Origin of the sequence: Pseudoxanthomonas mexicana (genome assembly GCF_001556105.1) — a bacterium.
In the GTDB taxonomy this organism is placed as follows: domain Bacteria; phylum Pseudomonadota; class Gammaproteobacteria; order Xanthomonadales; family Xanthomonadaceae; genus Pseudoxanthomonas_A; species Pseudoxanthomonas_A mexicana_A.
Genome location: NZ_LSIF01000034.1, coordinates 1 through 26,708 on the forward strand (window position 1 = coordinate 1; position 26,708 = coordinate 26,708).

23 protein-coding genes and 3 tRNA genes are annotated in these 26,708 nt (G+C 66.0%); 21 read left to right on the plus strand and 5 right to left on the minus strand.

Annotation, left to right across the window (positions count from 1 at the left end):
- Positions 1–62 precede the first annotated feature (62 nt).
- Both AX730_RS05565 and radA read left to right on the plus strand, forming a co-directional pair.
- A tRNA-Thr gene (locus AX730_RS05565) sits at positions 63–138 on the plus strand.
- Between the two features lie 104 nt (positions 139–242).
- Positions 243–1,634: a DNA repair protein RadA gene (gene radA, locus AX730_RS05570; protein WP_062353205.1), complete on the plus strand. Its 1,392-nt coding sequence runs from the start codon at positions 243–245 to the stop codon at positions 1,632–1,634.
- 120 nt (positions 1,635–1,754) lie between these two features.
- Here radA and AX730_RS05575 read toward each other — a convergent pair whose 3' ends face one another.
- Positions 1,755–2,273 (minus strand): demethoxyubiquinone hydroxylase family protein, encoded by a 519-nt coding sequence (locus AX730_RS05575; protein ID WP_198147042.1) that lies wholly within the window; start codon positions 2,271–2,273, stop codon positions 1,755–1,757.
- Entirely contained in the window at positions 2,270–3,061 is a 792-nt protein-coding gene (locus AX730_RS05580; protein ID WP_062353208.1) for a cytochrome C assembly family protein, read from the minus strand. Before AX730_RS05580 ends, AX730_RS05575 begins: the two co-directional genes overlap by 4 nt.
- Positions 3,062–3,176: 115 nt before the next feature.
- Between AX730_RS05580 and ffh the strand changes: the two genes are divergently transcribed.
- From ffh to AX730_RS05620, 8 genes are all read left to right on the plus strand, one after another.
- Positions 3,177–4,547 carry a signal recognition particle protein gene (ffh, locus tag AX730_RS05585; RefSeq protein WP_062353211.1) on the plus strand — a complete coding sequence of 457 codons (1,371 nt, stop codon included), beginning with the start codon at positions 3,177–3,179 and terminating at the stop codon, positions 4,545–4,547.
- A gap of 119 nt (positions 4,548–4,666) precedes the next feature.
- Positions 4,667–5,467, plus strand: a complete 801-nt coding sequence (locus tag AX730_RS05590) for an aminotransferase class IV family protein (RefSeq protein WP_062353214.1) — start codon at positions 4,667–4,669, stop codon at positions 5,465–5,467.
- Positions 5,468–5,572: 105 nt separating this feature from the next.
- Positions 5,573–5,827: a 30S ribosomal protein S16 gene (gene rpsP, locus AX730_RS05595; RefSeq protein ID WP_062353216.1), complete on the plus strand. Its 255-nt coding sequence runs from the start codon at positions 5,573–5,575 to the stop codon at positions 5,825–5,827.
- Positions 5,828–5,865: 38 nt separating this feature from the next.
- Positions 5,866–6,393 (plus strand): ribosome maturation factor RimM, encoded by a 528-nt coding sequence (gene rimM, locus AX730_RS05600; RefSeq protein ID WP_062353220.1) that lies wholly within the window; start codon positions 5,866–5,868, stop codon positions 6,391–6,393.
- 63 nt (positions 6,394–6,456) lie between these two features.
- Complete coding sequence (gene trmD / locus AX730_RS05605) at positions 6,457–7,215, plus strand: tRNA (guanosine(37)-N1)-methyltransferase TrmD (RefSeq protein ID WP_062353573.1); 759 nt, start codon at positions 6,457–6,459, stop codon at positions 7,213–7,215.
- A 149-nt stretch (positions 7,216–7,364) separates the two neighbouring features.
- Positions 7,365–7,766 carry a 50S ribosomal protein L19 gene (gene rplS, locus AX730_RS05610; RefSeq protein WP_062353223.1) on the plus strand — a complete coding sequence of 134 codons (402 nt, stop codon included), beginning with the start codon at positions 7,365–7,367 and terminating at the stop codon, positions 7,764–7,766.
- A 128-nt stretch (positions 7,767–7,894) separates the two neighbouring features.
- Complete coding sequence (locus AX730_RS05615; protein WP_062353225.1) at positions 7,895–8,140, plus strand: hypothetical protein; 246 nt, start codon at positions 7,895–7,897, stop codon at positions 8,138–8,140.
- Positions 8,141–8,162: 22 nt separating this feature from the next.
- Complete coding sequence (locus AX730_RS05620; RefSeq protein ID WP_062353228.1) at positions 8,163–8,564, plus strand: RNA-binding S4 domain-containing protein; 402 nt, start codon at positions 8,163–8,165, stop codon at positions 8,562–8,564.
- Positions 8,565–8,632: 68 nt separating this feature from the next.
- Here AX730_RS05620 and AX730_RS05625 read toward each other — a convergent pair whose 3' ends face one another.
- From AX730_RS05625 to mutS, 3 genes are all read right to left on the minus strand, one after another.
- Positions 8,633–9,250, minus strand: coding sequence for a DUF937 domain-containing protein (locus tag AX730_RS05625; protein ID WP_062353230.1), 618 nt, complete (start codon positions 9,248–9,250; stop codon positions 8,633–8,635).
- A 174-nt stretch (positions 9,251–9,424) separates the two neighbouring features.
- Entirely contained in the window at positions 9,425–11,668 is a 2,244-nt protein-coding gene (katG, locus tag AX730_RS05630) for a catalase/peroxidase HPI (RefSeq protein WP_062353233.1), read from the minus strand.
- Positions 11,669–12,068: 400 nt separating this feature from the next.
- Complete coding sequence (mutS, locus tag AX730_RS05635) at positions 12,069–14,612, minus strand: DNA mismatch repair protein MutS (RefSeq protein WP_062353575.1); 2,544 nt, start codon at positions 14,610–14,612, stop codon at positions 12,069–12,071.
- A gap of 391 nt (positions 14,613–15,003) precedes the next feature.
- Between mutS and AX730_RS05640 the strand changes: the two genes are divergently transcribed.
- The 11 genes from AX730_RS05640 to AX730_RS05695 all read left to right on the plus strand — a co-directional run bounded on the left by AX730_RS05640 (position 15,004) and on the right by AX730_RS05695 (position 26,690).
- Positions 15,004–17,571 carry a TonB-dependent receptor gene (locus tag AX730_RS05640; RefSeq protein WP_062353236.1) on the plus strand — a complete coding sequence of 856 codons (2,568 nt, stop codon included), beginning with the start codon at positions 15,004–15,006 and terminating at the stop codon, positions 17,569–17,571.
- Between the two features lie 125 nt (positions 17,572–17,696).
- Positions 17,697–18,188: a CinA family protein gene (locus tag AX730_RS05645; RefSeq protein WP_062353577.1), complete on the plus strand. Its 492-nt coding sequence runs from the start codon at positions 17,697–17,699 to the stop codon at positions 18,186–18,188.
- Positions 18,189–18,293: 105 nt separating this feature from the next.
- Entirely contained in the window at positions 18,294–18,935 is a 642-nt protein-coding gene (lexA, locus tag AX730_RS05650) for a transcriptional repressor LexA (protein WP_062353239.1), read from the plus strand.
- Positions 18,936–19,113: 178 nt separating this feature from the next.
- Positions 19,114–20,145, plus strand: coding sequence for a recombinase RecA (gene recA, locus AX730_RS05655; RefSeq protein WP_062353242.1), 1,032 nt, complete (start codon positions 19,114–19,116; stop codon positions 20,143–20,145).
- Between the two features lie 34 nt (positions 20,146–20,179).
- A complete protein-coding gene (gene recX, locus AX730_RS05660; RefSeq protein ID WP_407071473.1) occupies positions 20,180–20,689 on the plus strand; it encodes a recombination regulator RecX in 510 nt (169 codons plus the stop codon).
- A gap of 93 nt (positions 20,690–20,782) precedes the next feature.
- Positions 20,783–23,434, plus strand: coding sequence for an alanine--tRNA ligase (alaS, locus tag AX730_RS05665; protein WP_062353247.1), 2,652 nt, complete (start codon positions 20,783–20,785; stop codon positions 23,432–23,434).
- Between the two features lie 149 nt (positions 23,435–23,583).
- Complete coding sequence (gene csrA / locus AX730_RS05670; protein WP_062353251.1) at positions 23,584–23,793, plus strand: carbon storage regulator CsrA; 210 nt, start codon at positions 23,584–23,586, stop codon at positions 23,791–23,793.
- A gap of 78 nt (positions 23,794–23,871) precedes the next feature.
- Positions 23,872–23,964, plus strand: a tRNA-Ser gene (locus AX730_RS05675).
- 175 nt (positions 23,965–24,139) lie between these two features.
- Positions 24,140–24,216, plus strand: a tRNA-Arg gene (locus AX730_RS05680).
- Positions 24,217–24,366: 150 nt separating this feature from the next.
- Positions 24,367–25,167 carry a 4'-phosphopantetheinyl transferase family protein gene (locus AX730_RS18375; RefSeq protein ID WP_083537747.1) on the plus strand — a complete coding sequence of 267 codons (801 nt, stop codon included), beginning with the start codon at positions 24,367–24,369 and terminating at the stop codon, positions 25,165–25,167.
- 128 nt (positions 25,168–25,295) lie between these two features.
- On the plus strand, positions 25,296–26,690 hold the full coding sequence (locus AX730_RS05695) for a TIGR03013 family XrtA/PEP-CTERM system glycosyltransferase (protein WP_062353259.1): 1,395 nt from the start codon (positions 25,296–25,298) through the stop codon (positions 26,688–26,690).
- Positions 26,691–26,708: the final 18 nt, after the last annotated feature.

Below are 26,708 nucleotides of genomic sequence, written 5' to 3' on the forward strand. Positions count from 1 at the left end.
AAGCGGGCCGGAGCCGCCCGCATTGACCCGCCCCCGCCCCAACCCCTAAAATTCGCGGCTCCGCCGGAATAGCTCAGTTGGTAGAGCGGCGCATTCGTAATGCGTAGGTCGTAGGTTCGATTCCTATTTCCGGCACCAGTTGTGACAAGGCCCCGCTTCGGCGGGGCTTTGTTTTTTCCGGGTCTCGCCCGCAGAGACGGTGGGCCGATACAGTAGCCGCTCGCCTTCCCGACAGGTTCCCCGTGGCCAAGACCTCCGCCAAGTCCCGCACCGCCTACGTCTGCACCGAATGCGGGGCAGACCACAGCAAATGGCAGGGGCAGTGCGCCGATTGCGGGGCGTGGAATTCGCTCAGCGAGATCGTGCTGGAGACCGCCGCCGCGGTATCCGCACCCGCCGCCCGCCGCTCTGGCTGGGCTGGCAAGGCCGAGGCGCCGAAGATCACCGCGTTGAAGGACGTGCGGCACAGCGAAGAGGCGCGCGTGAGCACCGGCATCGGTGAATTCGACCGTGTACTCGGCGGTGGCCTGGTGGAAGGCGCCGTGGTGCTGGTCGGTGGCGATCCCGGCATCGGCAAGTCCACGCTGCTGCTGCAAGCCCTTGCCCGAATGTCGGCCAGCCTGCCGGCGCTGTACGTCACCGGCGAGGAATCGCTGGCCCAGGTCGCCGGCCGCGCCGTGCGCCTGGACCTGCCGCTGGACAACCTGCAGGCGCTGGCCGAGACGGGTATCGAGAACATCCTGCAGCACGCCTCGGTGGCGCGGCCCAAGCTGATCGTCGCCGATTCCGTGCAGACGCTGTGGACCGAATCGCTGACCGCCGCGCCAGGGTCCGTCAGCCAGGTGCGCGAGAGCGCTGCGCGGCTGGTGCGTTACGCCAAGGAAACCGGCACGGCCGTGTTCCTGGTCGGCCACGTGACCAAGGAGGGCGGCATCGCCGGCCCGCGCGTGCTGGAACACATGGTCGACGCCGTGCTGTATTTCGAAGGCGAAAGCGGCAGCCGCTTCCGCGTGCTGCGCGCCTTCAAGAACCGCTTCGGCGCGGTGAACGAGCTGGGCGTGTTCGCGATGGGTGAGAAGGGCCTGAAGGAAGTGCCGAATCCGTCGGCGATCTTCCTGTCCGGCAGCGCCCAGCAACCCGGCAGCTGCGTGATGGTGACGCGCGAAGGCACGCGCCCGCTGCTGGTGGAAGTGCAGGCGCTGGTGGACAGCTCGCCGCTGTCGAATCCGCGTCGCGTGGCAGTGGGCCTGGAGCAGAACCGCCTGGCGATGCTGCTGGCCGTGCTGCACCGGCACGGCGGCGTGGTAGTGGGCGACCAGGACGTGTTCGTGAATGTGGTGGGCGGCATCCGCGTGCAGGAAACCGCGGCCGACCTGCCGGTGCTGCTGGCCGTGCTGTCCTCGCTGCGCGACCGCCCGCTGGCCGAGAAGACGATTGCCTTTGGCGAAGTGGGCCTGTCGGGCGAGATCCGCCCCGTGCCCAACGGCGAGGAGCGTCTGCGCGAAGCCGCGACGCACGGCTTCAAGCGCGCCATCGTGCCCAAGGGCAACGCGCCGAAGTCGGGCACGTTCAAGGGTCTGGAGGTGGTGGCGGTAGAGCGGTTGTCGCAGGCGCTGGAAGCGGCGGCGGAGTAGGGCGCACACGGCTGGTGTAGGAGCGACGTCAGTCGCGACCGTGAGACCGAATCCCCATCAAACGTTGTCGCGAGCGCCGGCCGTGCGGTCGCGACTTACGTCGCTCCTACAGAAAGGGAATCAGAGCCGCATTCCCAGCCAGATGACAGCTTCGGTCGAGGCGCGCACGACGGGGGTCAGGATCGGCGGCCAGAAGGCGCCGGCCCGCATCGTGTCGCGGCCGTGATCGTGGTGTTCCTGTTCTTCCGCCACGATGCGCGACACGGCGTCGAACGCATCCGGGTCGATGGGCTCGAGTTGCTGCCGTTGCTCCATCAGGTGCTGCAGCACCACGCTTTCGACCGCGTAGGTGGTGGCCGCGATGGCGGACGCGCCCAGCAGGCCGGTCACCAGGCCCAGCGCCCAGCCGCCGACGCCGCACAGCAGGTAGCTGCGACAGCGACGGATCCCGCGTGCCTGGAGGCGATTCCGGAACAGGGCGCGATGACCGAGTTCATGTTCGAGGAAATGCCGGAGCAGTGGCGTCAGCTGCGGCGCCGTCCAGCGCGTCATCAGGATCTGCGCGCGATAGATGTTGACTGCGCCGTGTTCTCCCGCGTGATCGACTTTCAGGATCCGGTCGCCAAGACGCGTACTCAACCGCCCCTCAACACCATTTCGTAGACGAACTTGCTGCCGAAGAAAGCGAGCAGCAGCAGCGCCATCGCGGTGAGCGTCCAGTGCACGGCCTTGGCGCCGCGCCAGCCGTAGCGCCAGCGGCCGATGAGCAGGGCGCCGAAGGTCAGCCACGACAGCACGCTGAGCACGGTCTTGTGGGTGAGCTTCTGGACCAGGAAGTTGTCGACGAACAGCACGCCGGTCAGCAGCGTGGCGGTCAGCAGGATGAAGCCGACCGTGATCGTGCGGAACAGCAGGTCTTCCAGCTCCGTCAACGGCGGCAGTGCGCGCAGCCACAGGTGGAATTCGCGCCGGCGCAGCGCGCGTTCCTGTGCCCACAGCATCACTGCCAACAATGCGGCGATCGCCAGCGCGGCGTAGGCCAACAGGGCCAGCCATGCATGCAGCTGCAGGCGCCAGTCCAGCCCGTTCGTGGCCTGGTGGCCGTGGAAGTGGTACGTCGCCAGCAACAGCGCGGCCAGCGGGAAGGCGACCACGCCAAGGGCGGCCATGCGGCCCTGGATCGCGACCAGCAGCGTCATCACCGCCATGCCCAGCGACACCAGCGACAGCGCGGCGAAGAAATGCATGTCCGGGCCGCCCGGGGTGCGCCACGCCACCAGCAGGTGGTAGGTGCCGTGCAGGATGACCGCGCCCAGCGCCGGCCAGACCCAGGGGCGCGGCGCATCGCCGGTGTCGCGGGCCACGGAGCGGACCAGCATGCCTGCGGACAGCAGGTAGAGCGCGACGGCGATGAGAATGAGTGTCATCGGGGGAGTGTCGCACAGCGGCTGTGCGCGGCGCAGTGTCTGGGTGGTGCGGGACGGGGATGGCGGGCGGGGCCGCTATAATCGCCGTCCGTTTTCCCTGGTCCTGCCTGCCCCCATGTTCGAATCCCTGACCCAGCGACTCTCCGGCACCATCGAGCGCCTGCGCGGCCGCGGCCGCCTGAGCGAGGAGAACATCCGCGAGGCGACCCGCGAAGTCCGCATCGCCCTGCTGGAGGCCGACGTCGCCCTGCCGGTGGTGCAGGCGCTGATCGAGCGCATCAAGGTGCGCGCCGTCGGCCAGGAAGTGCTGAAGTCGCTCACCCCCGGCCAGGCGCTGATCAAGGTGGTCCGCGACGAGCTGACCGCGGTGATGGGTTCGCAGGCCAGCGACCTGAACCTCAACGTGCCCGCACCCGCCGTCATCCTGATGGCCGGCCTGCAGGGCGCGGGCAAGACCACCACCGTCGGCAAACTGGCCAAGCACCTGCGCGAGAAGCGCAAGAAGAAGGTCATGGTGGTCAGCGCCGACGTCTACCGTCCGGCCGCGATCGAGCAGCTGAAGACGCTGGCGCAGCAGGTGGACGTGCTGTTCTTCCCGTCCGATGCGGCGCAGAAGCCCGAGGCCATCGTCCGCGCCGCCATCGACGACGCGAAGAAGTCCTTCGTCGACGTGCTGCTGGTCGACACCGCCGGCCGCCTGGCGATCGACGAGGCCATGATGGCCGAGATCAAGGCGCTGCACGCGGCGGTGAAGCCGGTGGAGACGCTGTTCGTCGTCGACGCAATGACCGGCCAGGACGCGGCCAACACCGCCAAGGCCTTCAGCGAGGCGCTGCCGCTGACCGGCGTGGTGCTGACCAAGACCGATGGCGATGCGCGCGGCGGCGCGGCGCTGTCGGTGCGCTACATCACCGGCAAGCCGATCAAGTTCATCGGCGTGGGCGAAAAGCCCGATGGCCTGGATGTGTTCCACCCCGAACGCGTGGCCAACCGCATCCTCGACATGGGCGACGTGCTGTCGCTGGTCGAGCAGGTCGAGCAGAACGTCGACCGCGAGAAAGCCGAGAAGCTCGCCGCCAAGGTCATCAAGGGCAAGAAGTTCGACCTCAACGACATGCGCGACCAGCTGGAGCAGATGCAGAACATGGGCGGCATCAGCGGCCTGATGGACAAGCTGCCGGGCATGGGCCAGATCCCCGAACACGTGAAGCAGCAGGTGCAGCAGGGCAAGGAAGTGCCGCGCATGATCGCCATCATCAACTCGATGACGAAGAAGGAGCGCCGCAACCCGACGCTGCTCAATGGTTCGCGCCGTGCCCGCATCGCCAAGGGCGCAGGCCTGACGCCTGCCGACGTCAACAAGCTGATGAAGCAGTACCAGCAGATGGAAAAAATGATGGGCAAGCTGGCCGGCGGCGGCATGAAGGGCATGATGCGCAACATGAAGAGCATGATGGGTGGCCGCGGCGGCATGCCGTTCCGGTGAGGTTTTTGCACGTGTAGGAGCGACGTAAGTCGCGACCGTACACCTGCAGAGTTCATGGCGCTTTCGTTGTCGCGGTCGCGACTTACGTCGCTCCTACAGTGGCATAAGGAGCCGCTCGCATGATTCCGGCATTCCTCAACGGCAGACCTGCCACCGCCGACGATCTGCGCGCCCTCGCACTGGCCAACTACGGTCACTTCACCTCGATGCAGGTGCGCGATGGCGCGGTGCAGGGCCGTGCGCTGCATCGGCAGCGGCTGGAAGAGGCGACGCTCGCGCTGTTCGGCACGACGCTGGACGGCGACAATGCGCTGAAGCTGGCGGCGCAGGCGATGGATCATGCCGGCCTGCGCGATGCGTCGGTCCGCATCACCGTATTCTCCACCCGCTTCGACTACCGCGATCCCTCGCGCAATGTCGTGCCCGACGTGCTGGTGACGCTGTCACCGGCCGCATCGGCGGGCAAGCCCGCGTTGCGGGTGAAGTCGTACCCGTTCGTCCGCCCGTTGCCGCAGTACAAGCACGTGGGTACGTTCCCCCTGTTCCACTACCGCCGACAGGCGCTCGCGGACGGCTACGACGACGCCTTGTTCGTCGATCCGGCGGGGCAGGTGGTCGAGGGGTCGATCTGGAATCTGGGCCTGTGGGACGGCCAGGCCATCGTCTGGCCGGCAGGGCCCGCCCTGCGGGGAACGACCGAACGGCTGTTGCGGGCGGCCCTGGATCAGGCGGGCGTTCTGCAGCGCGTGGCCACCGTCAGGCTGGACGAACTGGGGGACTTTCGGGCCGCCTTCGCCTGCAATGCCAGTGGTTTGCAGCCCATTGTCATGGCGGACGCTGTCGCATGGGGGGCTGATACGGCCCTGATGGCCCAGTTGGATGACGTTCTTGAGGCCGCCCCGCGGGCGTCGCTGGCCTGATCTGCCGGGTCACCCGTCCGGGGTGGGTTTTCCTGATCGATTCAATGGCTTAGAATAACTGGCTTACCTCGCCATTCTGGCGACTGGGCAGCACTGGAAAACACCATGGTCAAGATCCGTCTCACCCGCGGCGGCGCGAAGAAGCGCCCCTTCTACCACATCATCGTCACCGACTCGCGCAGCGCGCGCGACGGCCGCAACATCGAGCGCGTGGGTTTCTACAACCCGGTCGCCGCTGGTGCCGAGAAGCGCGTTGAACTCAACATCGCCCGTGTCGACCATTGGGTTGGGAACGGCGCGCAGCTGACCGAAAAGGTCCGCAACCTGTACAAGGAAGTCAAAGCCGCTCCCGCGGCCTGATGGTTCCGGCTGCGCGGATCGCGCGGCCTATCTTACGGATGAACACCGAGCGCCCACCGACCCCGCAGAAAATGATTCTGCTGGGAAGGCTTCTGGGCGCTTTTGGTGTGCGCGGCCAGATCAAGATCGAATCCTGGACCGAGCCGCGCGACGCCATCTTCCGCTACCAGCCGTGGACCCTGCGCGACGCCAGCGGCGCCGAACGCGAGTTGAGCGGCGCGCGGGGCAAAGCCTCCGGCAAGCACCTGGTGGCGACGCTGCCCGGCATGGAAGACCGCGACCAGGTGGAGGCGATGCACGGGCAGGAGATCTTCGTCCCGCGCTCCGCACTGCCGCCGCCGAGCGCCGGCGAGTTCTACTGGGTCGATCTGGAAGGCCTGCGCGTCATCCATGTCGACGGCACCGATTTCGGCACCGTCTCGCACCTGTTTTCGACCGGGGCCAACGACGTGTTGGTCGCGCGTGGCGATCGCGAACGGCTGATCCCGTTCGTCGAACCCGAGTACGTGCGCTCGGTGGATTTCGAAGCCGGCGTTGTGACCGTGGACTGGGATCCCGAGTTCTAGTCGTCCCGCGGGTGGCCGCAACCGCGGTTACCCTGTCTCCCCAACGGATTGCAGCCGATCGCCATGCGCATCGACGTCATGACCCTGTTTCCCGAGTTCATCGCCCAGGCGGCTGCCGTGGGCGTGGTCGGGCGTGCGCAGGAACGCGGCTTGCTGTCGCTGCATGGCTGGAATCCGCGCGATTACGCCAGTGGCGGCTACCGGCGGGTCGATGACCGTCCGTTTGGCGGCGGTCCCGGCATGGTGATGATGATCGAGCCGCTGCAGGCCTGCCTGTCAGCGGTGCGTGCGGCCGATACGGTACCGGCGCCGGTGATCTACCTGAGCCCGCAGGGCGCGCCGCTGACGCAGAAGAAGGCGCGCGAACTGGCGGCGCTGCCGCGCATGATCCTGCTGTGCGGGCGCTACGAGGGTGTGGACGAGCGCTTTCTCGAAGCCGAAGTGAACGAGGAGATTTCCATCGGCGACTACGTGCTGTCCGGCGGGGAACTGGCTGCGGCGGTGGTCATCGATGCGGTCGGTCGGCTGCAGGACGGTGCGCTGAACGATGCCGATTCGGCGGTGCAGGACAGTTTCGAAGGCGATGGCCTGCTGGATTGCCCGCATTTCACCCATCCGGCAGGCCACGCGCTGGGCGAGGTGCCGGCCGTGCTGCGCTCTGGCGACCACGCCGCGATCGCCCGCTGGCGGCGCCAACAGGCCCTGGGCCGGACCTGGTTGCGCCGTCCGGACCTGTTGGACGAAGCCGGCCTGTCCAAGGCCGACAAGGCCCTGCTGGCCGCGTTTCGGGCCGGTCTGCCGGGCGTAGACGGGGCAGGGTAGCCAGCTCCGGCGGGAATCCGGTAGAATGCGCGACCCTTGGGCGGTTCTCGCCCCCGGACCCCATAACAATATCGTGCAGCGCAATCCGGCGACTGCATCAGGTTTCGTTGTCGCAAGACACAATCACGCATACACGCATTGGTGCCAACATGAGCAAGCTCCTCCAGGAATTCGAAGCCTCCCAGATCACGCGCGAGCTGCCCGCGTTCGGCCCCGGTGACACCGTGGTCGTCAACGTGAAGGTCAAGGAAGGCAACCGCGAGCGCGTACAGGCGTACGAAGGCGTCGTCATCGCCAAGAAGAACGCCGGCCTGAATTCGGCCTTCACCGTCCGCAAGATTTCGCACGGCTACGGCGTCGAGCGCGTCTTCCAGACCCACAGCGCCACCATCGACTCGGTCGAAGTGAAGCGCCGCGGCAAGGTCCGCGCCGGCAAGCTGTACTACCTGCGTGACCTGGAAGGTAAGGCTGCCCGCATCAAGGAAGACCTGGCCGCCAACGCCGCCGCCAAGGCCGCCCGCCAGGCTGCCGCCGCTGCCGCCGCCGAGTAATCCGGCACGAGCGTGTCGCAGGAACGGCCACCTCCGGGTGGCCGTTTGCGTTTCCGCCAGGCGAATTCCGGTGCAGACTTGCACCAACGGCCACGGAGAGCGACATGCGCCCGATGCGAATCCTTCCCATGGGTATCCTGCTGTTGTCGGCCTGCGCCAGCGATCCCGTGGCGTCGAACGATCCGTACGTGGCGGCGCCCTTTGCCTGGTGCGCCGACGAGGCACGTGCCGCCGCCTCGCAGCCGCTGCCGAAGGACGCCACGCCCACCCAGCGACGGGCGGCGCGTGATTTCCATATGTCCAAGGCCTGCCAGCGCGCTTACGAGCACAAGACCGAGCTGCCTTTTCCCGTCGTTCCCTCGCGCCTGCCGTGAGACGACCGTACTCCGTATTCCGATGACCGAATACGCCGATGCTTCCGTCCGCCTCGACCTGTGGCTGTGGGCGGCCCGTTTCTTCAGGACGCGCAGCCTAGCCAAGCAGTCCATCGAGACCGGCAAGGTCGACGTGGCCGGGCAGCGCGCGAAGTCCTCGCGCGCGGTGCGGGTGGGCGACACGCTGGTGGTGACGCGTGGCGACGATGTGTTCGACATCGAAGTCCTCGCGCTCAGCGACAAGCGTGGCTCGGCGTCCGTAGCCCATGCCCTGTACGTCGAGTCGGCGTCCTCGCGCGAGCGGCGTGCCGTCGCGCAGGCGGCACGGCAGGCGGAACGCGCGGGTTACCAGGCGCCGCAGTCGCGACCGGACAAGCGCGCGCGCCGGCTGATCCGTGCGCTGGGCGATATCGACGCGTTGTAGTGGCGGGGCAAAGAGAAAGGGCGCCATCGGCGCCCTTTCTCTTCGTTGGCTCGACGCGGGCGCGTGTATCAGCGCCCGCCGCCGAACATGCCGCTGCCGATCTTGAGGATGTCGCCCAGGCCCAGCTGGCCATCGCCATCCTGGTCGAGCACGGCACCGAGCAGTCCGCCGCCGAGGCCACCCTGCTGCTGTGCGGCCTGCCGCTCCTGGCCAAGGACCTGGCCCAGCGCGTTCGGATTCGCATTGCCCTGGCCAAGAAAACGCTGCGCGAGGAACGACAGCACGATCGGGGCGAGGATCTTCATCAGCATCGCCGACTTGTCGCCGCCCAGCCCCGTCGCCTGACCCAGGCTGGCCTCCGCACGTGGCTGCGCGCCGCCGAAGATCTTTCCGAGGATGGCGCCGCCATCCGTCTGCCGGATGGGCGTTGATCCGCCGCCCAGGACCGCTCCCAGCACGCTACCCAGATCCAGACCCGCATAGTCCTTCTGCAGTGCGCCGAACAGCGCTTCTGCCCCCTGCGGTTGCGCGGCGTTCTTGCCCAGCGCACCCAGCAGCAACGGCAGGGCCGCCGCCACCGCGCCGGAGGCCTGCATCTGTCCTACGCCGAGCTGCTGCGAAACCTGCTGCAACGGCGCGCCCTGCAGTTGGGCGAAGAGTTCTTCTGCGAGTGACTGGTTGCTCATCGTGTGACCGTCCTCCTGGACGAGTGATAGTGGCGGCTACCATCCTAGCGCCAAATAATGTGATCGCCGCCTCACACTAGCGATGGCCGACCAGCGGAAGTGCCGACGCCGCCGTCCCGTGCAGGCGTGCGGCGTCGGCAGGCTCGGTACGGCGGAATGATTCCGCTGTGGATGTCAGCGCAGGTCGAAGCGGTCCAGTTCCATCACCTTGGTCCAGGCGGCCACGAAGTCGCCGACGAACTTCGCCTTGCCGTCCTGGCTGGCATAGACCTCGGCCAGTGCGCGCAGCACCGAGTTGGAGCCGAACACCAGGTCGGCGCGCGTGCCCGTCCACGTCACTGCGCCGCTCTTGCGGTCGCGACCTTCATAACCGTTGGCGCCGGTGGCCTTCCACTCGATGCCCATGTCGAGCAGGTTGACGAAGAAGTCGTTGCTCAGCGTGCCGGGCTTATCCGTGAACACGCCCTGCTCGCCGCCGGCATTCGCGCCGAGCACGCGCAAGCCGCCGACCAGCGCCGTCATCTCGGGCGCGGTGAGCGTCAGCAACTGCGCCCGATCCACCAGCAGGTGTTCGGCGGGAACGGCCGAGCGCCCCTTCAGGTAGTTGCGGAAGCCATCGGCGAATGGTTCCAGCACGGCGAACGAGTCGACGTCGGTCTGGTCGGCGCGCGCATCGGTGCGGCCCGGGCGGAACGGCACGGTGACGGCATGGCCGCCGGCCTTCGTCGCCTGCTCGATGCCGACGCCACCCGCCAGCACGATCAGGTCGGCCAGCGACACCTTCTTGCCGCCGGCGGCATCCAGGTTGAATTCCATCTGGATGCGTTCCAGCGCCTTCAGCACCCTCGCCAGCTGTTCGGGCTGGTTGACCGCCCAGTCCTTCTGCGGGGCGAGGCGGATCCGCGCGCCGTTCGCACCGCCGCGCTTGTCGCCGCCGCGGAACGTGGAGGCCGACGCCCACGCGGTCGACACCAGTTCCGCCACCGACAGGCCCGACGCGGCGATCTTCTGCTTCAGCGCCTCGACATCGCCGGCGTCGATCGCCGCGTAGTCGGCCTTCGGCAGCGGGTCCTGCCACACCAGTTCTTCCTTCGGGACTTCCGGGCCGAGGTAACGCACGCGCGGACCCATGTCGCGGTGGGTCAGCTTGAACCACGCGCGTGCGAACGCTTCCGCGAAGGCCTGCGGGTTTTCCAGGAAGCGCTTCGAGATCGGGCCATAGATCGGATCGAAACGCAGCGACAGATCGGTGGTCAGCATCTTGGGGCGCTGTTTCTTCATCTTGTCGTGCGCGAACGGCACATCTTCCGGCGCGTCCTTGGCGACCCACTGGTGTGCGCCGGCCGGGGATTTCTCCAGCTCCCACTCGAAGCCGAACAGGTTCTCGAAGAACTTGTTGCTCCACAGCGTCGGCGTCTGCGTCCAGGTGATCTCGATGCCGGAGGTGATGGTGTCGCCGCCGCGGCCGCTGCCGAACGTGTTGTGCCAGCCGAAGCCCTGCGCTTCCAGTTCGTCGGCTTCGGGCTCGGCGCCGACGTTGTCGGCGGGGCCGGCACCGTGGGTCTTGCCGAAGGTGTGGCCGCCGGCGATCAGCGCCACGGTTTCCTCATCGTCCATCGCCATGCGCGCGAACGTGTCGCGGATGTCCTTCGCCGCCAGCAGTGGATCCGGATTGCCGTCCGGACCTTCCGGATTCACGTAGATCAGGCCCATCTGCACCGCGGCGAGCGGGTTCTCGAGGCGGCGCGAATGCACATCGCCGTCGGCATCGTCATCGGACACCAATACGCCCTCATCGCCCGGCTTCACGACGCCGTCGGAGCCATGTGCGTAGCGCACATCGCCGCCCAGCCACGTGGTTTCGCGGCCCCAGTAGACGTCCTGGTCCGGCTCCCACACGTCCTCGCGGCCACCGCCGAAGCCGAAGGTGCGGAAGCCCATCGTCTCCAGCGCCACGTTGCCGGTGAGGATCATCAGGTCGGCCCAGGAAATGCCCTGGCCGTACTTCTGCTTGATCGGCCACAGCAGGCGGCGTGCCTTGTCCAGGCTGACGTTGTCCGGCCAGCTGTTGAGCGGGGCGAAGCGCTGTTGTCCGCGTCCGCCGCCGCCGCGCCCGTCCTGGATGCGGTACGTGCCCGCGCTATGCCATGCCATGCGGATGAAGAGGCCGCCATAGTGGCCGAAGTCGGCCGGCCACCAGTCCTGCGAATCGGTCATCAGGTCGCGCAGGTCCTTCTTTAGTGCGTGGTAGTCCAGCTTGTTGAAGGCCTCGGCGTAGTCGAAGTCGCCCGCCAGCGGATTGGAGCGCGACGAATGCTGGTTCAGCAGGTCCACGCGCAGCTGGTTGGGCCACCAGTCGCGGTTGCCGGTGCCGCCGCCTGCGGTCTGGTGGAACGGGCACTTCGATTCGGTGGTCATGGGTTTCCTTCCTTTGGCCGTCGGGTGTGGGTGGGAATGGGATGGAGCGGAGAGACTGCAAGGCGATGCCGCGCGAAACGAGCTTGGTCGCGCGTAGTCAGATGAGAAGGGGGCTATGCCGGCAGATCGGCAACGTGGGGACTCGCATGGCTGACGTCCTTCAAGGGCGTTGGCGGATGGCGACCAGACTAGGCAGTGCGAACGATCAATGAAAATCGTTTGTGACGAAGAGTTCGATAGCGGTTTTCAATGGTGCGTTGCGCCATCGAAAGGCATCCCGTCGCGTGCATCACGATACTCCGCGCGCGTTACGCGGATGTTGGAGAGAGGTGCGAGGGAGGACGCTGCGATGTTGCCTCGCAGCGTCCATGCGCCCGTGCGGGCGACACGCGTTACTCGGTCAGAGCAGAGCCTTGAGCCGGTAGAGCGCTTCCAGTGCCTGCTTCGGTGTCAGCTCGTCCGGATCGATCGCGGCCAGCGCGTCCTGTGCGGCCGACGGTGCAGCAGCGAACAGGCCGAACTGCTGCGGGGCGTCGAGCGCCTGCGGGGCCATGTCGGACGCATGCGTCTCCCGGCCGCGCTGCTCCAGTTCCGCCAGCCGGCGACGCGCCTGCTGCAGCGTGGTCTTCGGCAGACCGGCCAGCGCCGCGACCTGCAGGCCGAAGCTGCGGTCCGCCGCGCCGTCCTTCACCGCGTGCATGAAGACCAGCGAGTCGCCGTGTTCCACCGCGTCCAGATGCACGTTGGCGATGCCGCTGCCGGACTCGTTGGCCAGCGCGGTCAGTTCGAAGTAGTGCGTGGCGAACAGCGTGTAGCAACGATTGCTGGCGGCCAGGTGGCGCGCCACCGCGTCGGCCAGCGCCAGGCCGTCGTAGGTCGACGTGCCGCGGCCGATCTCGTCCATCAGCACCAGGGACTGTGCGGTGGCGTGGTGCAGGATGTAGCTGGTCTCGGCCATTTCCACCATGAAGGTGGATTGCCCGCGTGCGAGGTCGTCGCCGGCGCCGATGCGGGTCAGGATGCGGTCGATCGGTCCGATCACCGCGCGCGACGCCGGTACGAAGCTGCCGATATGCGCGAGCAGCACGATCAGTGCGTTCTGGCGCATGTAGGTCGACTTGCCGCCCATGTTCGGGCCGGTGATCACGAGCATGCGGCGCGCCTCGTCCATGCGCAGGTCGTTGGGCTCGAACGGCTCCTTGCGCACCGCCTCGACCACCGGATGGCGACCGCGTTCGATACACAGCCCCGGCGCATCGCCGAGTTCGGGTTGCGCCCAGTCCAGTTCCTGCGCGCGTTCGGCGAAGGCCGCCAGCACGTCGAGTTCGCTCAGGCCGGCGGCACAGCGCTTCAGCGGTTCGAGGCCTGCGTTGAGCGTGTCCAGCAGGGCGTCGTAGAGCAGCTTCTCGCGCGACAGCGAGCGTTCGCGCGCCGACAGCACCTTGTCCTCGAACTGCTTCAGTTCTTCGGTGATGTAGCGCTCGGCGCCCGTCAGGGTCTGCCGGCGCGTGTAGTGGACCGGCGCCTTGTCGGCCTGGCCCTTGCTGATCTCGATGTAATAGCCGTGCACGCGGTTGTAGCCGACCTTCAACGTGGCGATGCCGCTGCTCGCACGCTCGCGCGCTTCCAGATCGACCAGGAACTGGTCGGCATGCGTGCTGAGCCGGCGCAGTTCGTCGAGTTCGGCGTCGTAGCCGTCGGCCAGTACGCCGCCATCGGTGAGCTTCAGCGGCGGCTGCGGCGCGATCGCGGCCAGCAGCAGCGCGGCGGTCTCGTCGTGTTCGCCCAGTTCCGAGGCGAGTGCCTGCAGGCGCGGCGAGTCGAGCGGCTGCAGGTGTGCGCGGACATCGGGCAGCAGCGCCAGGCCATCGCGCAACGTGGACATGTCGCGCGGGCGCGCCGAGCGCAGCGCCACGCGGGTGAGGATGCGTTCGAGATCGCCCAGCGCGCGGAAGCCGGTCCGCAGGTCACGGTCCGTGCCGTGGCCGATCAGGGTCGCCACCGCATGATGGCGTTCGCCCAGCAGCACGCGGTCGCGCAGCGGGCGGTGCAGCCACCGGCGCAGCAGGCGGCCGCCCATCGGGGTGACCGTGGTATCCAGCACGCCGAGCAGGGTGTGCCTGGTGTCGCCGTCGACGCGCGTATCCAGCTCCAGGTGCCGGCGCGTGGCGGCGTTCATCGCGATGGCGTCGCCGGCGGATTCGACCGCGATCGCGGTCAGGTGGGGCAGCCGCTGCTTCTGGGTTTCTTCCACATAGCCGAGCAGTGCGCCGGCCGCACCGGTGGCCAGCGCCTTGTCGTCGATGCCGAAGCCGGTCAGGTCGTGCAGGCCGAAGAAGGCGAGCAGTTGCCGGCGCCCGCTATCGGGATCGAACAGCCACGGCGCGCGCCGGCGGATACCGGTGCGCTGCTGCAGGAACGCGGGCAGGCCTTCTTCGTCGGGGATCAGCAGCTCGGCCGGCTCCAGGCGCGCGAGTTCGGCCTCCAGCGCGTCCTCGCCATCCACTTCGTTGACCATGAAGCGGCCACCGGCGAGGTCGGCCCAGGCCAGGCCGTAGCCCGAGCGCCCGCGACAGACGGTCATCAGCAGGGTGTCGCGACGCTCGTTGAGCAGGGCCTCGTCGGTCACCGTGCCTGGTGTGACCACGCGGACCACCTTGCGTTCCACCAGACCCTTTGCCAACGCCGGATCGCCGATCTGCTCGCAGATCGCCACCGATTCGCCCAGCGCGACCAGGCGGGCCAGGTAGCCCTCGCAGGCATGCACCGGCACGCCCGCCATCGGGATCGGCGCGCCGCCGGAACTGCCGCGCTGGGTCAGGGTGATGTCGAGCAGCCGCGCGGCCTTGCGCGCGTCGTCGTAGAACAGCTCATAGAAATCGCCCATCCGGAAGAACACCAGCAGGTCCGGGTACTCCGCCTTGGCGGCGAAGAACTGCTTCATCAGGGGCGTGTGTTCCGACTTGTCTTTGCTCACGAGGCCAGCGGGGAAGGGAGTGCGAAAGGACCTCGATTGTAGCGGTTGGGCGCCGTCGCCCGCGGCGGTCGGACTTGTGTGCCAATGACGACGGAACGCGATTTGCATGACACGCGAAAGGAGGCTTCGCGAGCGGGGCAAGGGGGGTTCCGCACGATCGTTCGGAAAATCAGGGGCTTATCCGTGCCAAAGTCACATACTCCGTATCGACGCAGTGCAGAATGCATGCGTTGTAAAACGGATGTTAGTTTCGCGTTGACGCAAGGGGAGTTGCGTCCGTCATAGCGGCATCGCCGCACGCCACATCGGTAACCACCACAGCATCAACCGCCAGACATGACCCTTGGGAGGGGACAACATGGTCAACGCATCGCCCAGGCACAAAGCGCTTTCGCTCGCCGTCTTCACCGCGCTCTGCGCCAGCACGCAGGCGTACGCGCAACAGGCTGCCGCGCCGGCCGGCGAGGAAGAGCCGACCACGCTGGCCACCATGACGGTCACCGCGCAGAAGCGCGAAGAAGCCATGCAGGACGTGCCGATCGCGATCACTGCGATCTCGGAGCAACTGCTGCAGGACACCGGCGTGCGCGACATCAAGGACCTGCAGACCCTGGTGCCGGGCCTGACCGTCACCAGCACGCAGAGCGAGGCGATCACCACCGCGCGTATCCGCGGCGTGGGTACGGTCGGCGACAACGTAGGCCTGGAATCGTCGGTCGGCGTGGTGATCGATGGCGTGTACCGCCCGCGCAACAGCGTCGGCTTCGGCGACCTCGGCCAGCTTGAGCGCATCGAAGTGCTGAAGGGTCCGCAGGGCACGGTGTTCGGCAAGAACACCTCTGCCGGCGTCATCAACGTCATCACCCGTCGTCCCAGCTACACGCAGAGCGCCGAAGGTGAGGTCACCGCAGGCAACTATGGTGCGCTGGGTATCTCCGGCGCCTACAACGATGCGCTGGGCGAAGTCGGCGCCTTCAACATCTATGCGGCCAAGCGCAAGCGCGGTGGCTGGATGGATGTGCGCACCGGCAACGGTCCGCGACAGGAAACCGAAGACAACGACCAGAATTTCCAGACCGTGCGCGCCAAGCTGTTGCTCGAGCCGACGGAGAACCTGGAAATCCTGGTATCCGGCGACTTCACCAGCCGCGAGGAAAACTGCTGCGCAGCCGTGCAGACCACCGTCGGCGCGACGGCGGCCATCCTCAACCGGCTGGCTGGCGGTCAGGCGGTGGCCGCGCCGACCGACAACCCGTTCAATCGCGTGGCGTACAGCAACCGCCCGACCACACAGGACATCAAGGAAAACGGCGTCGCCGTCGAAGTGAACTGGGATTCGTCCTGGTTCGGCGGCGCCACGCTGACGTCGATCACCGCCCAGCGCGAGTGGGAGGCGATCAACGGCCTCGATTACGACTTCAGCACGGCCGATATCCTGTACCGCGTGGCGGACAAGGACGAGTCGTTCACCGGCTTCAAGACCTTCAGTCAGGAATTCCGCCTGACCGGCTCGACCGATCGCATCGACTGGATGGTCGGTGCGTTCTACACCGACGAGGACCTCGACCGCACCGAAACCTACCGGATCGGCCAGCAGTACGAGCCCTACCTGTCGGTTGCGCTGCTGTCGATGATCAATCCCGCGCTGGGGGCGTCGCCGACCGCGCCGCTGTTCCTGTCGCAGGCGAGTGGTCGCCCCTTCGGCAGCGCATTTGCCGGGCTCGGCGCGCTGGACACTTACCAGCAGAGCGCCAAGAGCACGGCGCTGTTCACCAACAACACGTGGCACGCGACGGACGCGCTCGACCTCACGCTGGGCCTGCGCTACACCCGCGAAAAGAAAACCCTGATTTCGAACTACAGCAATCCGAACGGCGGCGCCGGCTGTGGTTCGATGCTCGCCAACCCGGCGCAGGTTGTCGCCGCCCTGGTGGCGCGTGGCCTGAGCGTTGCGCAGGCCAGTGCTGCGGCACCTACCGTGGTGGGCTACGGCTGTCTGCCGTGGGCCAATCCGCTGCACAACGCACCGTCGCGCGACACGGTGCAGAGCCGCGAAGAGAAGGAATGGTCCGGCACGCTGAAGGCGGCCTATCGCTGGAACGACAACGTGATGACCTACGGCTCGTTCGCGCGTGGGTACAAGGGTGGTGGCTTCAACCTTGATCGCGTGCAGTCGTCGAACGGCCTGTCCAGCGGCGGCACCGGTATCGTGCCAGTGCTCGACACCTCGTTCGCGGGAGAATTCGTCGACAGTTACGAGCTGGGTGCCAAGACCACCTGGCTGGACGGCAACCTGCTGCTGAACGCCACGCTGTTCCGCCAGAAGTACGAGAACTTCCAGCTCAACAGCTTCCTCGGTACCAGTTTCGTGGTGCGTTCCATTCCCGAGGTGGTCTCCCAGGGCCTGGATGCCGAGCTGATGTGGCAGCCCAAGTCGATCCGTGGCCTGATGCTGCAGAGCGGCCTGATGTATGCCGACACCACCTACGGCGACACCATTCCGGGCGGCGATTTCGTCGCGCCGACCGGTGCGCTGTACAAGCTGCCCGGTTCGCAGATGAGCTTTGCGCCGAAGTGGTCGGGTTCCGCATCGGTGACCTACGAGTGGGACATCGGCAGCTTGATGGCGCGGTTCAACATCGGTGCGAAATATGTGTCCAAGTACAACACTGGCTCCGATCTCGATCCGGAGAAAACGCAGGACGCCTATACCGTCGCAAACGCGCGTATCGGCATCGGTGCACAGGACCAGCGCTGGATGCTGGAATTGTGGGGCACCAACATCACCAACGAGGACTATGTGCAGGTCGGTTTCGACGGCCCGCTGCAGAACGTGTCCCCGGCACCGAACAATCCGTTCAACACCTTCAACGCGTTCCTCGGCGCGCCGCGCATGTATGGGGTCACCTTGCGCGTCCGCTACTGATTCCAGCGGCATGATGTAGCGAGCGGCCCGCTTGGACAGCGGGCCGCTCTTTTTTGCTGCTCCGGTATCGCGACAGCGCGGTTCAAATCGGCTACAACACCCATGCCCCCTTGCTGGAACCGATGATGTCCGTTCCCACCGATGAAGCGCTGCGCGTCCTGGCCCATCGTCTAGGCGAGCATCTGAGACACGGACGCGATCGTCTGGTGACCGCGGAAAGCTGTACCGGTGGCTGGATCGCCAAGTGCGTCACCGATATCGCGGGGTCGTCCGACTGGTTCGACTGCGGGTTGGCGGCTTACAGCTACGAGGCCAAGCAGGCGCTGTTGGGCGTGCGTCCGCAGACGCTGGAAACGCATGGCGCCGTCAGCCGGGAAACCGTCATTGAAATGGTGTCGGGCGCGCTGGTGAATTCCGGCGCGAGCGTTGCCGTGGCGGTCACCGGCATCGCCGGTCCGGGCGGCGGCAGCCCCGACAAGCCGGTGGGGACGGTGTGGATCGGCTGGAAGCGTCGTGGCGGCTATGCGCGGGCGGAGATCTTCCAGTTCGACGGTGATCGCGATGTGGTACGCCGGCAGACGGTAGCTGCCGCCCTGCGCGGGCTGGAGGCGGTCTGACCGCGCCTGCGCCTTCCGTTTGAGGAGGACGATTGGGGGGTGCAGTCACGGAAGCGCGCGCAGAGTGCTTGCAGAGTGCGGTCATTAGTAGTAATACTACTAATCATGGACCTGACCGATACCCAGCACGCCATTCTCGCCCTGATCGCCGAGCGGCTCGACGCCGAGGGCATGCCGCCGTCACAGGCGGAAATCGCCAAGGCGTTCGGTTTCAAGGGCGTCCGGGCCGCCCAGTACCACTTGGAGGCACTGGAACAGGCGGGTGCCATTGAACGGGTTCCGGGCCGTGCGCGCGGGATTCGCTTGCTGAAAGCGCCACTTTCCGCACAGCCCGATCTGGCATTTCCCTCCGCCAACGACGATGGCCTGCGGATTCCGGTGCTGGGGCAAGTCGCGGCCGGTGCCCCGATCGGCGCCGACGCAGGTCATCATGACTATGTGTTGCTGGATCGCGCCTTCTTCGCGCCCGCCCCGGATTACCTGTTGAAGGTCAAGGGTGACTCCATGCGCGATGAGGGTATTTTCGATGGCGACCTGATCGGCGTGCATCGCACGCGGGATGCGCGCTCAGGACAGATCGTGGTTGCGCGTGTAGACGATGCCATCACCGTCAAACTGCTGAAGATCGGCAAGGACCGTATCCGGCTGTTGCCCCGCAACCCCGACTATGCCCCCATCGACGTGCTGCCCGACCAGGACTTCGCCATCGAGGGCTTGTATTGCGGTCTGGTGAGGCCCAACCGGTGATGCCGGCCACGGTTCCGACATCGCCGGGCGGCGTTTCCCGATGCATCTGCGCGTCGGGGCCCGATGTCGGTGAGCGGATGTCGACGATTAATTTCACTCCTGCCCGTACCGTCGCAGCCTGTGCGATGGGGCCCCACCACACTGATCGCACCTGACCACATTGACTAGGACCACGACGATGGACGAGAACAAGAAGCGCGCCCTTTCCGCCGCCCTGACCCAGATTGAGCGCCAGTTCGGCAAGGGCTCGGTGATGCGCATGGGCGACCGGGTTATCGAGCCCGTCGAGATCATCCCCACGGGCTCGCTGATGCTGGACATCGCCTTGGGGATCGGCGGCCTGCCGCGTGGCCGCGTCGTCGAAATCTATGGTCCGGAGTCCTCCGGCAAGACCACCCTGACCCTGCAGGCGATCGCCCAGTGCCAGAAGCAGGGCGGCACGGCCGCGTTCATCGATGCCGAGCATGCGCTGGACCCGATCTATGCCGCCAAGCTGGGCGTCAACGTGGACGATCTGCTGCTGTCGCAGCCGGACACGGGCGAGCAGGCGCTGGAAATCGCCGACATGCTGGTCCGCTCGGGCTCCATCGACATCGTGGTCATCGATTCCGTGGCGGCTTTGACGCCGCGGGCGGAAATCGAGGGTGAAATGGGCGACCAGCTGCCGGGCCTGCAGGCCCGCCTGATGAGCCAGGCGTTGCGCAAGCTCACCGGCAATATCAAGCGCTCCAACACCACGGTGATCTTCATCAACCAGTTGCGCATGAAGATTGGCGTGATGATGCCCGGCCAGAGTCCGGAAACCACCACGGGCGGCAACGCGCTGAAGTTCTACGCGTCGGTCCGTCTGGATATCCGTCGCATCGGTGCCATCAAGAAGGGCGACGAGATCATCGGCAACCAGACCAAGATCAAGGTGGTCAAGAACAAGCTGGCCCCCCCCTTCAAGCAGGTCGTCACCGAGATCCTGTACGGCGAAGGCATCAGCCGCGAGGGTGAATTGATCGACATGGGCGTGGAAGCCAAGCTGGTCGACAAGGCCGGTGCCTGGTACAGCTACGGCAGCGAGCGTATCGGACAGGGCAAGGACAACTCACGGACGTTCCTGCGCGAGAACCCGGCCATTGCCGCCAAGCTGGAAGCCGAACTGCGGGAAAAGTTCCAGCCGGCCGAGGCGCAGCGTGAAGAAAGTGCCGACGACGGTGAGTAAGGATTGGTGAGCGGGGAGGGCGTGCGCGGCAATGGTGGATGAGGGCGAAAAGGCGGTCAGTGCGCGCCGTCGCCCCAAGCCTGCTGAGCGAACGCCGCTGCAGCGGGCGCTGGAACTGCTGACCCGCCGCGAGCACTCCCAGCGCGAACTGTCCCGGAAGCTGAGCTTCCGGGGCGTGGAGGCGGCCGATGTGCGATCGGCCGTGGACCGGCTGGCGGGCGAAGGCTGGCAAAGCGACACGCGCTTTGCCGAAGCCCTGGTTCGCAGCCGGGTCTCGGGTGGTTATGGTCCGCTGCGGATCAAGGCCGAACTGTCCACCCATGGATTGGACCGCGAGGCGGTCGCGGCGGCGATGGCCACCTTCGATGGCGACTGGACCGAAACGGCGTGCGACCTCGTCCGCCGGCGTTTCGGTCCAGGCCGCCAGATCGATCAGTCGCAGCGGCGGAAAATCGCCGATTTCCTCATCCGGCGCGGCTTCGATGGCGCTGCGGTTCGTGCCGCAAGCCGGCTGGAGCCCGAGGACTGGGACGGGACAGCCTGATAATCTAGGGCATTGGGTTGCTTCCACCCGGCCGTGTCCGCATGTTGCGGACAGCGCGGTGCAAGAAAGCGCCTTCCAGCCAATGCCTGCCAGATGACCACTTCCAAGACCTTCAGCACCCGCCAGATCCGCCAGGATTTCCTCGATTTCTTCGCCGGAAAGGGCCACACCATCGTGCCCTCCGCTTCGTTGGTACCCGGCAATGACCCCACGTTGTTGTTCACCAACTCCGGCATGGTGCAATTCAAGGACGTGTTCCTGGGCGCGGAGAAGCGCAGCTACGTGCGCGCCGCCGACGTCCAGCGCTGCCTGCGCGCCGGCGGTAAGCACAACGATCTCGATTCGGTCGGCTATACGGCGCGCCACCACACGTTCTTTGAAATGCTGGGTAACTGGTCCTTCGGCGATTACTTCAAGAAGGAAGCCATCGGCTGGGCATGGGAGCTGCTGACCGAGGTCTGGAAGCTGCCGAAGGAGCGCCTGCTGGTCACCGTGTACCACAACGATGACGAGGCCTACGATCTCTGGCACGACATGATCGGCCTGCCTGCCGAGCGCATCGTGCGTATCGGCGACAACAAGGGCGCGCCTTACGCCTCGGACAATTTCTGGCAGATGGCCGACACGGGACCCTGCGGACCGTGCACCGAGATCTTCTACGACCACGGCGACCACATTGCAGGCGGCCCGCCAGGGTCGCCTGACGAAGACGGCGATCGTTACATCGAGATATGGAACAACGTTTTCATGCAGTTCGACCGCCAGCCCGATGGCACGCTGGTGCCGCTGCCGGCACCCTGCGTTGACACGGGGATGGGACTGGAGCGCCTCGCGGCGGTCCTGCAGCACGTCCATACCAACTACGAGATCGACCTGTTCCAGACGCTGATCCGCAAGGCCAGCGAACTCACGGGCACGACCGACCTCGAGAACAAATCGCTGCGCGTCATCGCAGACCACATCCGCGCGTGCAGCTTCCTGATCGTGGATGGCGTTCTGCCATCCAACGAGGGTCGTGGCTATGTCTTGCGCCGGATCATCCGTCGCGCGCTGCGCCACGGCTGGATGTTGGGCGTTCGCCAGCCCTTCTTCCATAAGATGGTCGACACGCTGTCGGAGCTGATGGGCGACGCCTACCCGGAGTTGCCGGCAACGCGTGAACTCGTCGAGCGTGCGCTAAAGGCCGAAGAGGAGCGGTTCGCCGAGACGCTGGATTCCGGTATGCGGATCTTCGATGACATCGCCACGCGCGTGGTCGATGGCGTGATCCCGGGTGCCGATGCCTTCCGGCTATACGACACCTATGGATTCCCGGTCGACTTGACTGCTGACATCGCGCGCGAGCGTGGGCTGACGGTGGATATGGCAGGATTCGACGCCGCGATGGAGCAGCAACGGGAAACGGCCCGTGCCGCGGGCAGGTTCACCTCAAGTACGGGTCTGCCTGCGGATCTCGTGGCCAAATTGTCACCGACGGTGTTCCTGGGCTACGACCAGCTCGATGCGGGCGGCCTGCGGGTTGCCGCGCTGCTGAAGGACGGGCGGCCAGTGTCGGCCGTGCAGGCAGGAGACGACGCAGTGGTCATCCTGGACCGCACGCCGTTCTACGCCGAGTCCGGTGGGCAGGTCGGTGATACCGGCGTTCTGGCAGAGCAAGGTGTTCAGTTCGATGTCGCCGACACGATCAAGTTCGCCGGCCAGTTCCATGGTCACGCCGGTCGTGTAGGGAAAGGCGCGCTGAAGGTCGGTGACCACGTGGTGGCATCGGTGGACACCGCGCGTCGCGCGAACACCATCCTCAACCATTCGGCTACCCACCTGTTGCATGCGGCATTGCGCGAAGTACTGGGTACGCACGTACAGCAGAAGGGCTCGCTGGTGGCGCCGGATCGCCTGCGATTCGATTTCTCCCACTTCCAGCCGATGACGGCCACAGAACTGGCCGAGATAGAACGTCGCGTCAACGTGCAGATCCGCGCAAACCATGCGGCGGAAGTGCATCAGATGGGAATGCAGGAGGCGCTGGACTTCGGTGCCATGGCGCTGTTCGGCGAGAAGTACGGCGAGCACGTGCGTGTATTGAAGATGGGCGATTACTCCACCGAGCTGTGTGGCGGCACCCATGTCGGCCGCACCGGCGATATCGGCTTGTTCAAGCTGGTAGGCGAAAGCGGCGTGTCCGCCGGTGTGCGGCGCATCGAGGCAGTGACAGGGCAGGGCGCACTCGATTACGTAGCCGACGAGGAGCGTCGTTTGATCGAAGCGGCTGGGCTGCTGGGTGGCAGTACGGGCGAGGTCGTCGAGAAGATCCGCGCGCTTTCCGACCGCCAGAAGAAGCTTGAGCGCGAACTGGAATCGTTGAAATCCAAAGCCGCTTCCACTGCCACCTCGGATTTGGGCGGCACTGCCGTCGATGTGGGCGGCATCCGCGTGCTTGCATCTCGCCTCGAAGGTTTTGACGCCAAGGCGCTACGCGATGCGGTGGATCGCCTGAAGCAGCAGCTCGGCGACGCGGTGATCGTCTTGGCGGGCACGTCTGACGGCAAGGCGGCGCTCGTCGCGGGTGTGAATGGCGCCGCAACCGGCCGGATCAAGGCGGGGGAACTCCTCTCACATATCGCGAGTCAGATCGGCGGCAAGGGCGGTGGTCGCCCGGACCTCGCCCAGGGTGGTGGTGAAGACGGGCCCGCCCTTGCGACCGCGCTGCAGGGCGTTCCGGGCTGGGTCGAACAGCGGCTCGGCTGACCAAGGCTAGACCAATCGGCGCTTGCGGCCGTGTACCTCCGGCCGCTAACATGCTTTAGGTTCATGAATGTACCAGGAAGCCACTGGCCGGCTTTCACGGAGCCAGCGCGCCCCCGGCACTATCCTTTGCCGGATTACGGAGAAGAAACATGTTGATCTTGACCCGCCGTGTCGGCGAAACCCTGATGATCGGCGATTCGGTCACGGTGACCGTGCTTGGCGTGAAAGGTAACCAGGTGCGCATCGGCATCACCGCGCCCAAGGATGTGGCGGTGCATCGCGAGGAAATCTATCAGCGCATCCAGCGCGGCGAAGAGATTGCCTCCACTTCAGCGTCGGAGAGCGCCACATCCGAGTAGTAATTTTGTTTGCCGGCCGCGCGGCGAGCCGCTATCCTATGCGGCCGCTGCAGCACGCCTGCAACGGGGGACAAAACCGGAGTGATGCCCGAGCGGCTGAAGGGGCTCCCCTGCTAAGGGAGTATAGGGTCAAAAGCCTTATCGAGGGTTCGAATCCCTCTCACTCCGCCAGTTTCGTCTGGCATGCACGCATCCATGGAGGCATGCAAGCAAGAGATCCGCGCTGCGAGAAAGTGTTCGTACGCACCGCGTCCTGAAGCGTTTTCTACGGCGCCAAGGCATATAAGAAGAAGTAGAAAAAAGATTGACGAGTGGAAAACGCTTCCCGCATAATTCCGCTCCTCACGCGCCCGTAGCTCAGCTGGATAGAGTACCTGGCTACGAACCAGGCGGTCGGGAGTTCGAATCTCTCCGGGCGCGCCATTAAAACGCAAAGAGCCAGCGGTCATCCGCTGGCTCTTTGCGTTTCTGCGTCCGTAGCCACATCCCGCCTGTGCACTGCATGGCCTGTTGCAGCTGTCGTCTGCGTGAGATGCAGGTATTCGCACTCGCTCGAGCACTTGTGGCTTCTGCATGTCGTTCTTATCGGCGCATCACCTGCGATCCAGCCTTTACGGCTCCTCCATGACTGTGACGTCCCTGACGGCGGCGTTCCCGCGCGTAGCCGGTGGTCTGTCCTTTGATAGATTGCCAAGGCAGGGCGTCGTCGTGGCGGTGTTTGCGCTGGAAGACTGGCGGGGCTGGGTCGGTGATGCGTTCGACATCATCGATACCCGCGAGCGCGAGCGCGTGCAACGTCAGCGACAGGAGCGCCATAGGGACAGTCTTGCGCTGGCTTATGCCCTGCACCGACTCGTTCTCGCGCAAGCCTTGGGCATGTCGCCTGAGCGCGTACCGCTGACGCGTGACGCGCGTGGACGGCCGCTGCTTGTCGGGATGGCGGTGGATACCAGCCTGAGTCATGCCGAGGGATATGCCGCAGTGGCGGTGGGCATGTGTGGGCCTGTCGGCGTGGATATCGAGCCCTCCCATCGCGCAGGGGGCATGCCCGACATCGCCGAGCGGATATGCCACGGCGACGAGTATCGCCGCATCGCCGGATACGACGATGCCGCGCAGGGTGCGGCGCTGCTCGACTTGTGGGTACGCAAGGAAGCATTCCTCAAGGCTGCAGGCGTGGGGCTCGAGCGTGAAATGGACACGTTCGCCCTGCCGGAGGGGCGCTCGCACGCGCTGCATGCCGGTGACGCAGCACGGAGCATCGTCGATCTGCTCGACCTGGGGCCCGCCGTGGTGTGCGCGGTGGCACGCGCGCCGGATAGCGCGTGCGCGGCGGCCTGGCTGCATCCGGTGCGTGTGGGCGAACCGCAGTAGGGGCGGTGTCCGGATATGTCACGTTTTGCGTTTTTGGAGGAAGAAGGGCACCGGAGCCGGGTGCTTGCTCATGCGGCAAGGCCGCGTGATGGGGTGCAGCCGGGCTCGGCCCACAGACGGGGGAAAGAATGAAATCGACCCATGCCAGCCACAAGTCGAGGGCCATCCGGTTCCTGTGGCTTCTGGAAGTAGTGATCATCGTGCTTGCGGTATTGGGCTCGGCTTGGCTCCGCTTCCTGAACGACCATACGACGCACATGGAGTTCATCGAGCATGCACCGGCGCGTGCTCTGCTCGTGGCGCTCTGTTTGACCGGTGCAATGGCGGCTTTCGGGCTGTACCAGGTGCACATGCGCCACAGCCGCATGGATTTCTTCCTGCGGTTTCTCATGTCGTTCGTGCTCGGCGGCATCGCACTGCTGGTGCTGTACTACGTGATACCGCAGGCCTACATCGGCCGCGGCGTGCTGGCGCTCTCACTGCTGATATCGGCGACGGGCATCGTGGCCGTGCGCATGCTGTCGGTCAGCCTGTTCCGCACCGATGTGCTGAAGCAGCGCATCCTGGTGCTGGGTGCGGGCAACAATGCGGACCTCATCAACACCCGCATGCGGCGGCAGGCGGATCGACGCAGTTTCCTTGTCGTCGGGTTCGTGCCGGTAGCCGGGCAGTCCGTCGTCGTGAAGGAAGACCTGCTGGTAAGGCCGCCCGGCGCGCTCGTCGACCTGGTCGAGGAACTGGAGATCGACGAGTTGGTCATCGCACCGGATGAACGGCGTGGTGGCTTGCCGATGGAGGACATGCTGCAGTGCGTGCAGCAGGGGGTGAACGTAATCGACCTGTCCACCTTCTTCGAGCGTGAAGCGGGCATGGTGCAGCTGAACATCGTCGACCCATCGTGGCTGGTGTTCTCCGGTGGCTTCGACTATTCGACGCCGCGTCGCCTCAGCAAGCGCTTCTTCGATCTGCTAGCGGCCGGCGCGCTGCTGCTGCTGGCGTGGCCGCTGATGCTGTTGACCGCGGCGGCCGTCTGGCTGGAGTCGGGGGGTCCGATCCTCTATAGCCAGGTTCGCGTGGGCGAACGTGGCAATCATTTCAAGCTGACCAAGTTCCGCAGCATGCGGACGGACGCGGAGAAGGGCGGTGTCGCGGTGTGGGCGAGCAAGGACGACGATCGCACGACGCGCGTCGGCCGTTTCATCCGCAAGACGCGCCTGGATGAACTGCCGCAGCTGTTTGCGGTGCTGCGTGGCGACATGAGCTTCGTCGGGCCGCGCCCGGAGCGTCCGCAGTTCGTCGACATGCTCAATGACGAGGTGCGCTATTACCGCGTCCGTCATTGCGTCAAGCCTGGGCTGACCGGCTGGGCCCAGTTGCGCTATCCGTACGGCGCCTCGGTGAAGGATGCCGAGGAAAAACTGAAGTTCGATCTCTTTTACGTCAAGAACCACGGCCTCGTGTTCGACATGATGATCCTGCTGCAGACGGTCGAGGTGGTGCTGTTCGGGCGCGGCGCACGTTGAGCGTGCCCATCCGCTGTG

Bases quoted from the DNA above. Each gene is read 5' to 3' on its own strand.
- rimM (WP_062353220.1), top strand. From the start codon at position 5,866: ATGAACACCGAGCGCCCACCGACCCCGCAGAAAATGATTCTGCTGGGA.
- AX730_RS05645 (WP_062353577.1), top strand. From the start codon at position 17,697: ATGTCCGTTCCCACCGATGAAGCGCTGCGCGTCCTGGCCCATCGTCTA.
- csrA (WP_062353251.1), top strand. From the start codon at position 23,584: ATGTTGATCTTGACCCGCCGTGTCGGCGAAACCCTGATGATCGGCGAT.
- AX730_RS05590 (WP_062353214.1), top strand. From the start codon at position 4,667: ATGATTCCGGCATTCCTCAACGGCAGACCTGCCACCGCCGACGATCTG.
- ffh (WP_062353211.1), top strand. From the start codon at position 3,177: ATGTTCGAATCCCTGACCCAGCGACTCTCCGGCACCATCGAGCGCCTG.
- katG (WP_062353233.1), bottom strand. From the start codon at position 11,668: ATGACCACCGAATCGAAGTGCCCGTTCCACCAGACCGCAGGCGGCGGC.
- recA (WP_062353242.1), top strand. From the start codon at position 19,114: ATGGACGAGAACAAGAAGCGCGCCCTTTCCGCCGCCCTGACCCAGATT.
- rplS (WP_062353223.1), top strand. From the start codon at position 7,365: ATGAGCAAGCTCCTCCAGGAATTCGAAGCCTCCCAGATCACGCGCGAG.
- AX730_RS18375 (WP_083537747.1), top strand. From the start codon at position 24,367: ATGTCGTTCTTATCGGCGCATCACCTGCGATCCAGCCTTTACGGCTCC.
- AX730_RS05620 (WP_062353228.1), top strand. From the start codon at position 8,163: ATGACCGAATACGCCGATGCTTCCGTCCGCCTCGACCTGTGGCTGTGG.
- AX730_RS05640 (WP_062353236.1), top strand. From the start codon at position 15,004: ATGGTCAACGCATCGCCCAGGCACAAAGCGCTTTCGCTCGCCGTCTTC.
- AX730_RS05580 (WP_062353208.1), bottom strand. From the start codon at position 3,061: ATGACACTCATTCTCATCGCCGTCGCGCTCTACCTGCTGTCCGCAGGC.
- lexA (WP_062353239.1), top strand. From the start codon at position 18,294: ATGGACCTGACCGATACCCAGCACGCCATTCTCGCCCTGATCGCCGAG.
- trmD (WP_062353573.1), top strand. From the start codon at position 6,457: ATGCGCATCGACGTCATGACCCTGTTTCCCGAGTTCATCGCCCAGGCG.
- rpsP (WP_062353216.1), top strand. From the start codon at position 5,573: ATGGTCAAGATCCGTCTCACCCGCGGCGGCGCGAAGAAGCGCCCCTTC.
- alaS (WP_062353247.1), top strand. From the start codon at position 20,783: ATGACCACTTCCAAGACCTTCAGCACCCGCCAGATCCGCCAGGATTTC.
- AX730_RS05625 (WP_062353230.1), bottom strand. From the start codon at position 9,250: ATGAGCAACCAGTCACTCGCAGAAGAACTCTTCGCCCAACTGCAGGGC.
- AX730_RS05615 (WP_062353225.1), top strand. From the start codon at position 7,895: ATGGGTATCCTGCTGTTGTCGGCCTGCGCCAGCGATCCCGTGGCGTCG.
- mutS (WP_062353575.1), bottom strand. From the start codon at position 14,612: ATGAAGCAGTTCTTCGCCGCCAAGGCGGAGTACCCGGACCTGCTGGTG.
- AX730_RS05695 (WP_062353259.1), top strand. From the start codon at position 25,296: ATGAAATCGACCCATGCCAGCCACAAGTCGAGGGCCATCCGGTTCCTG.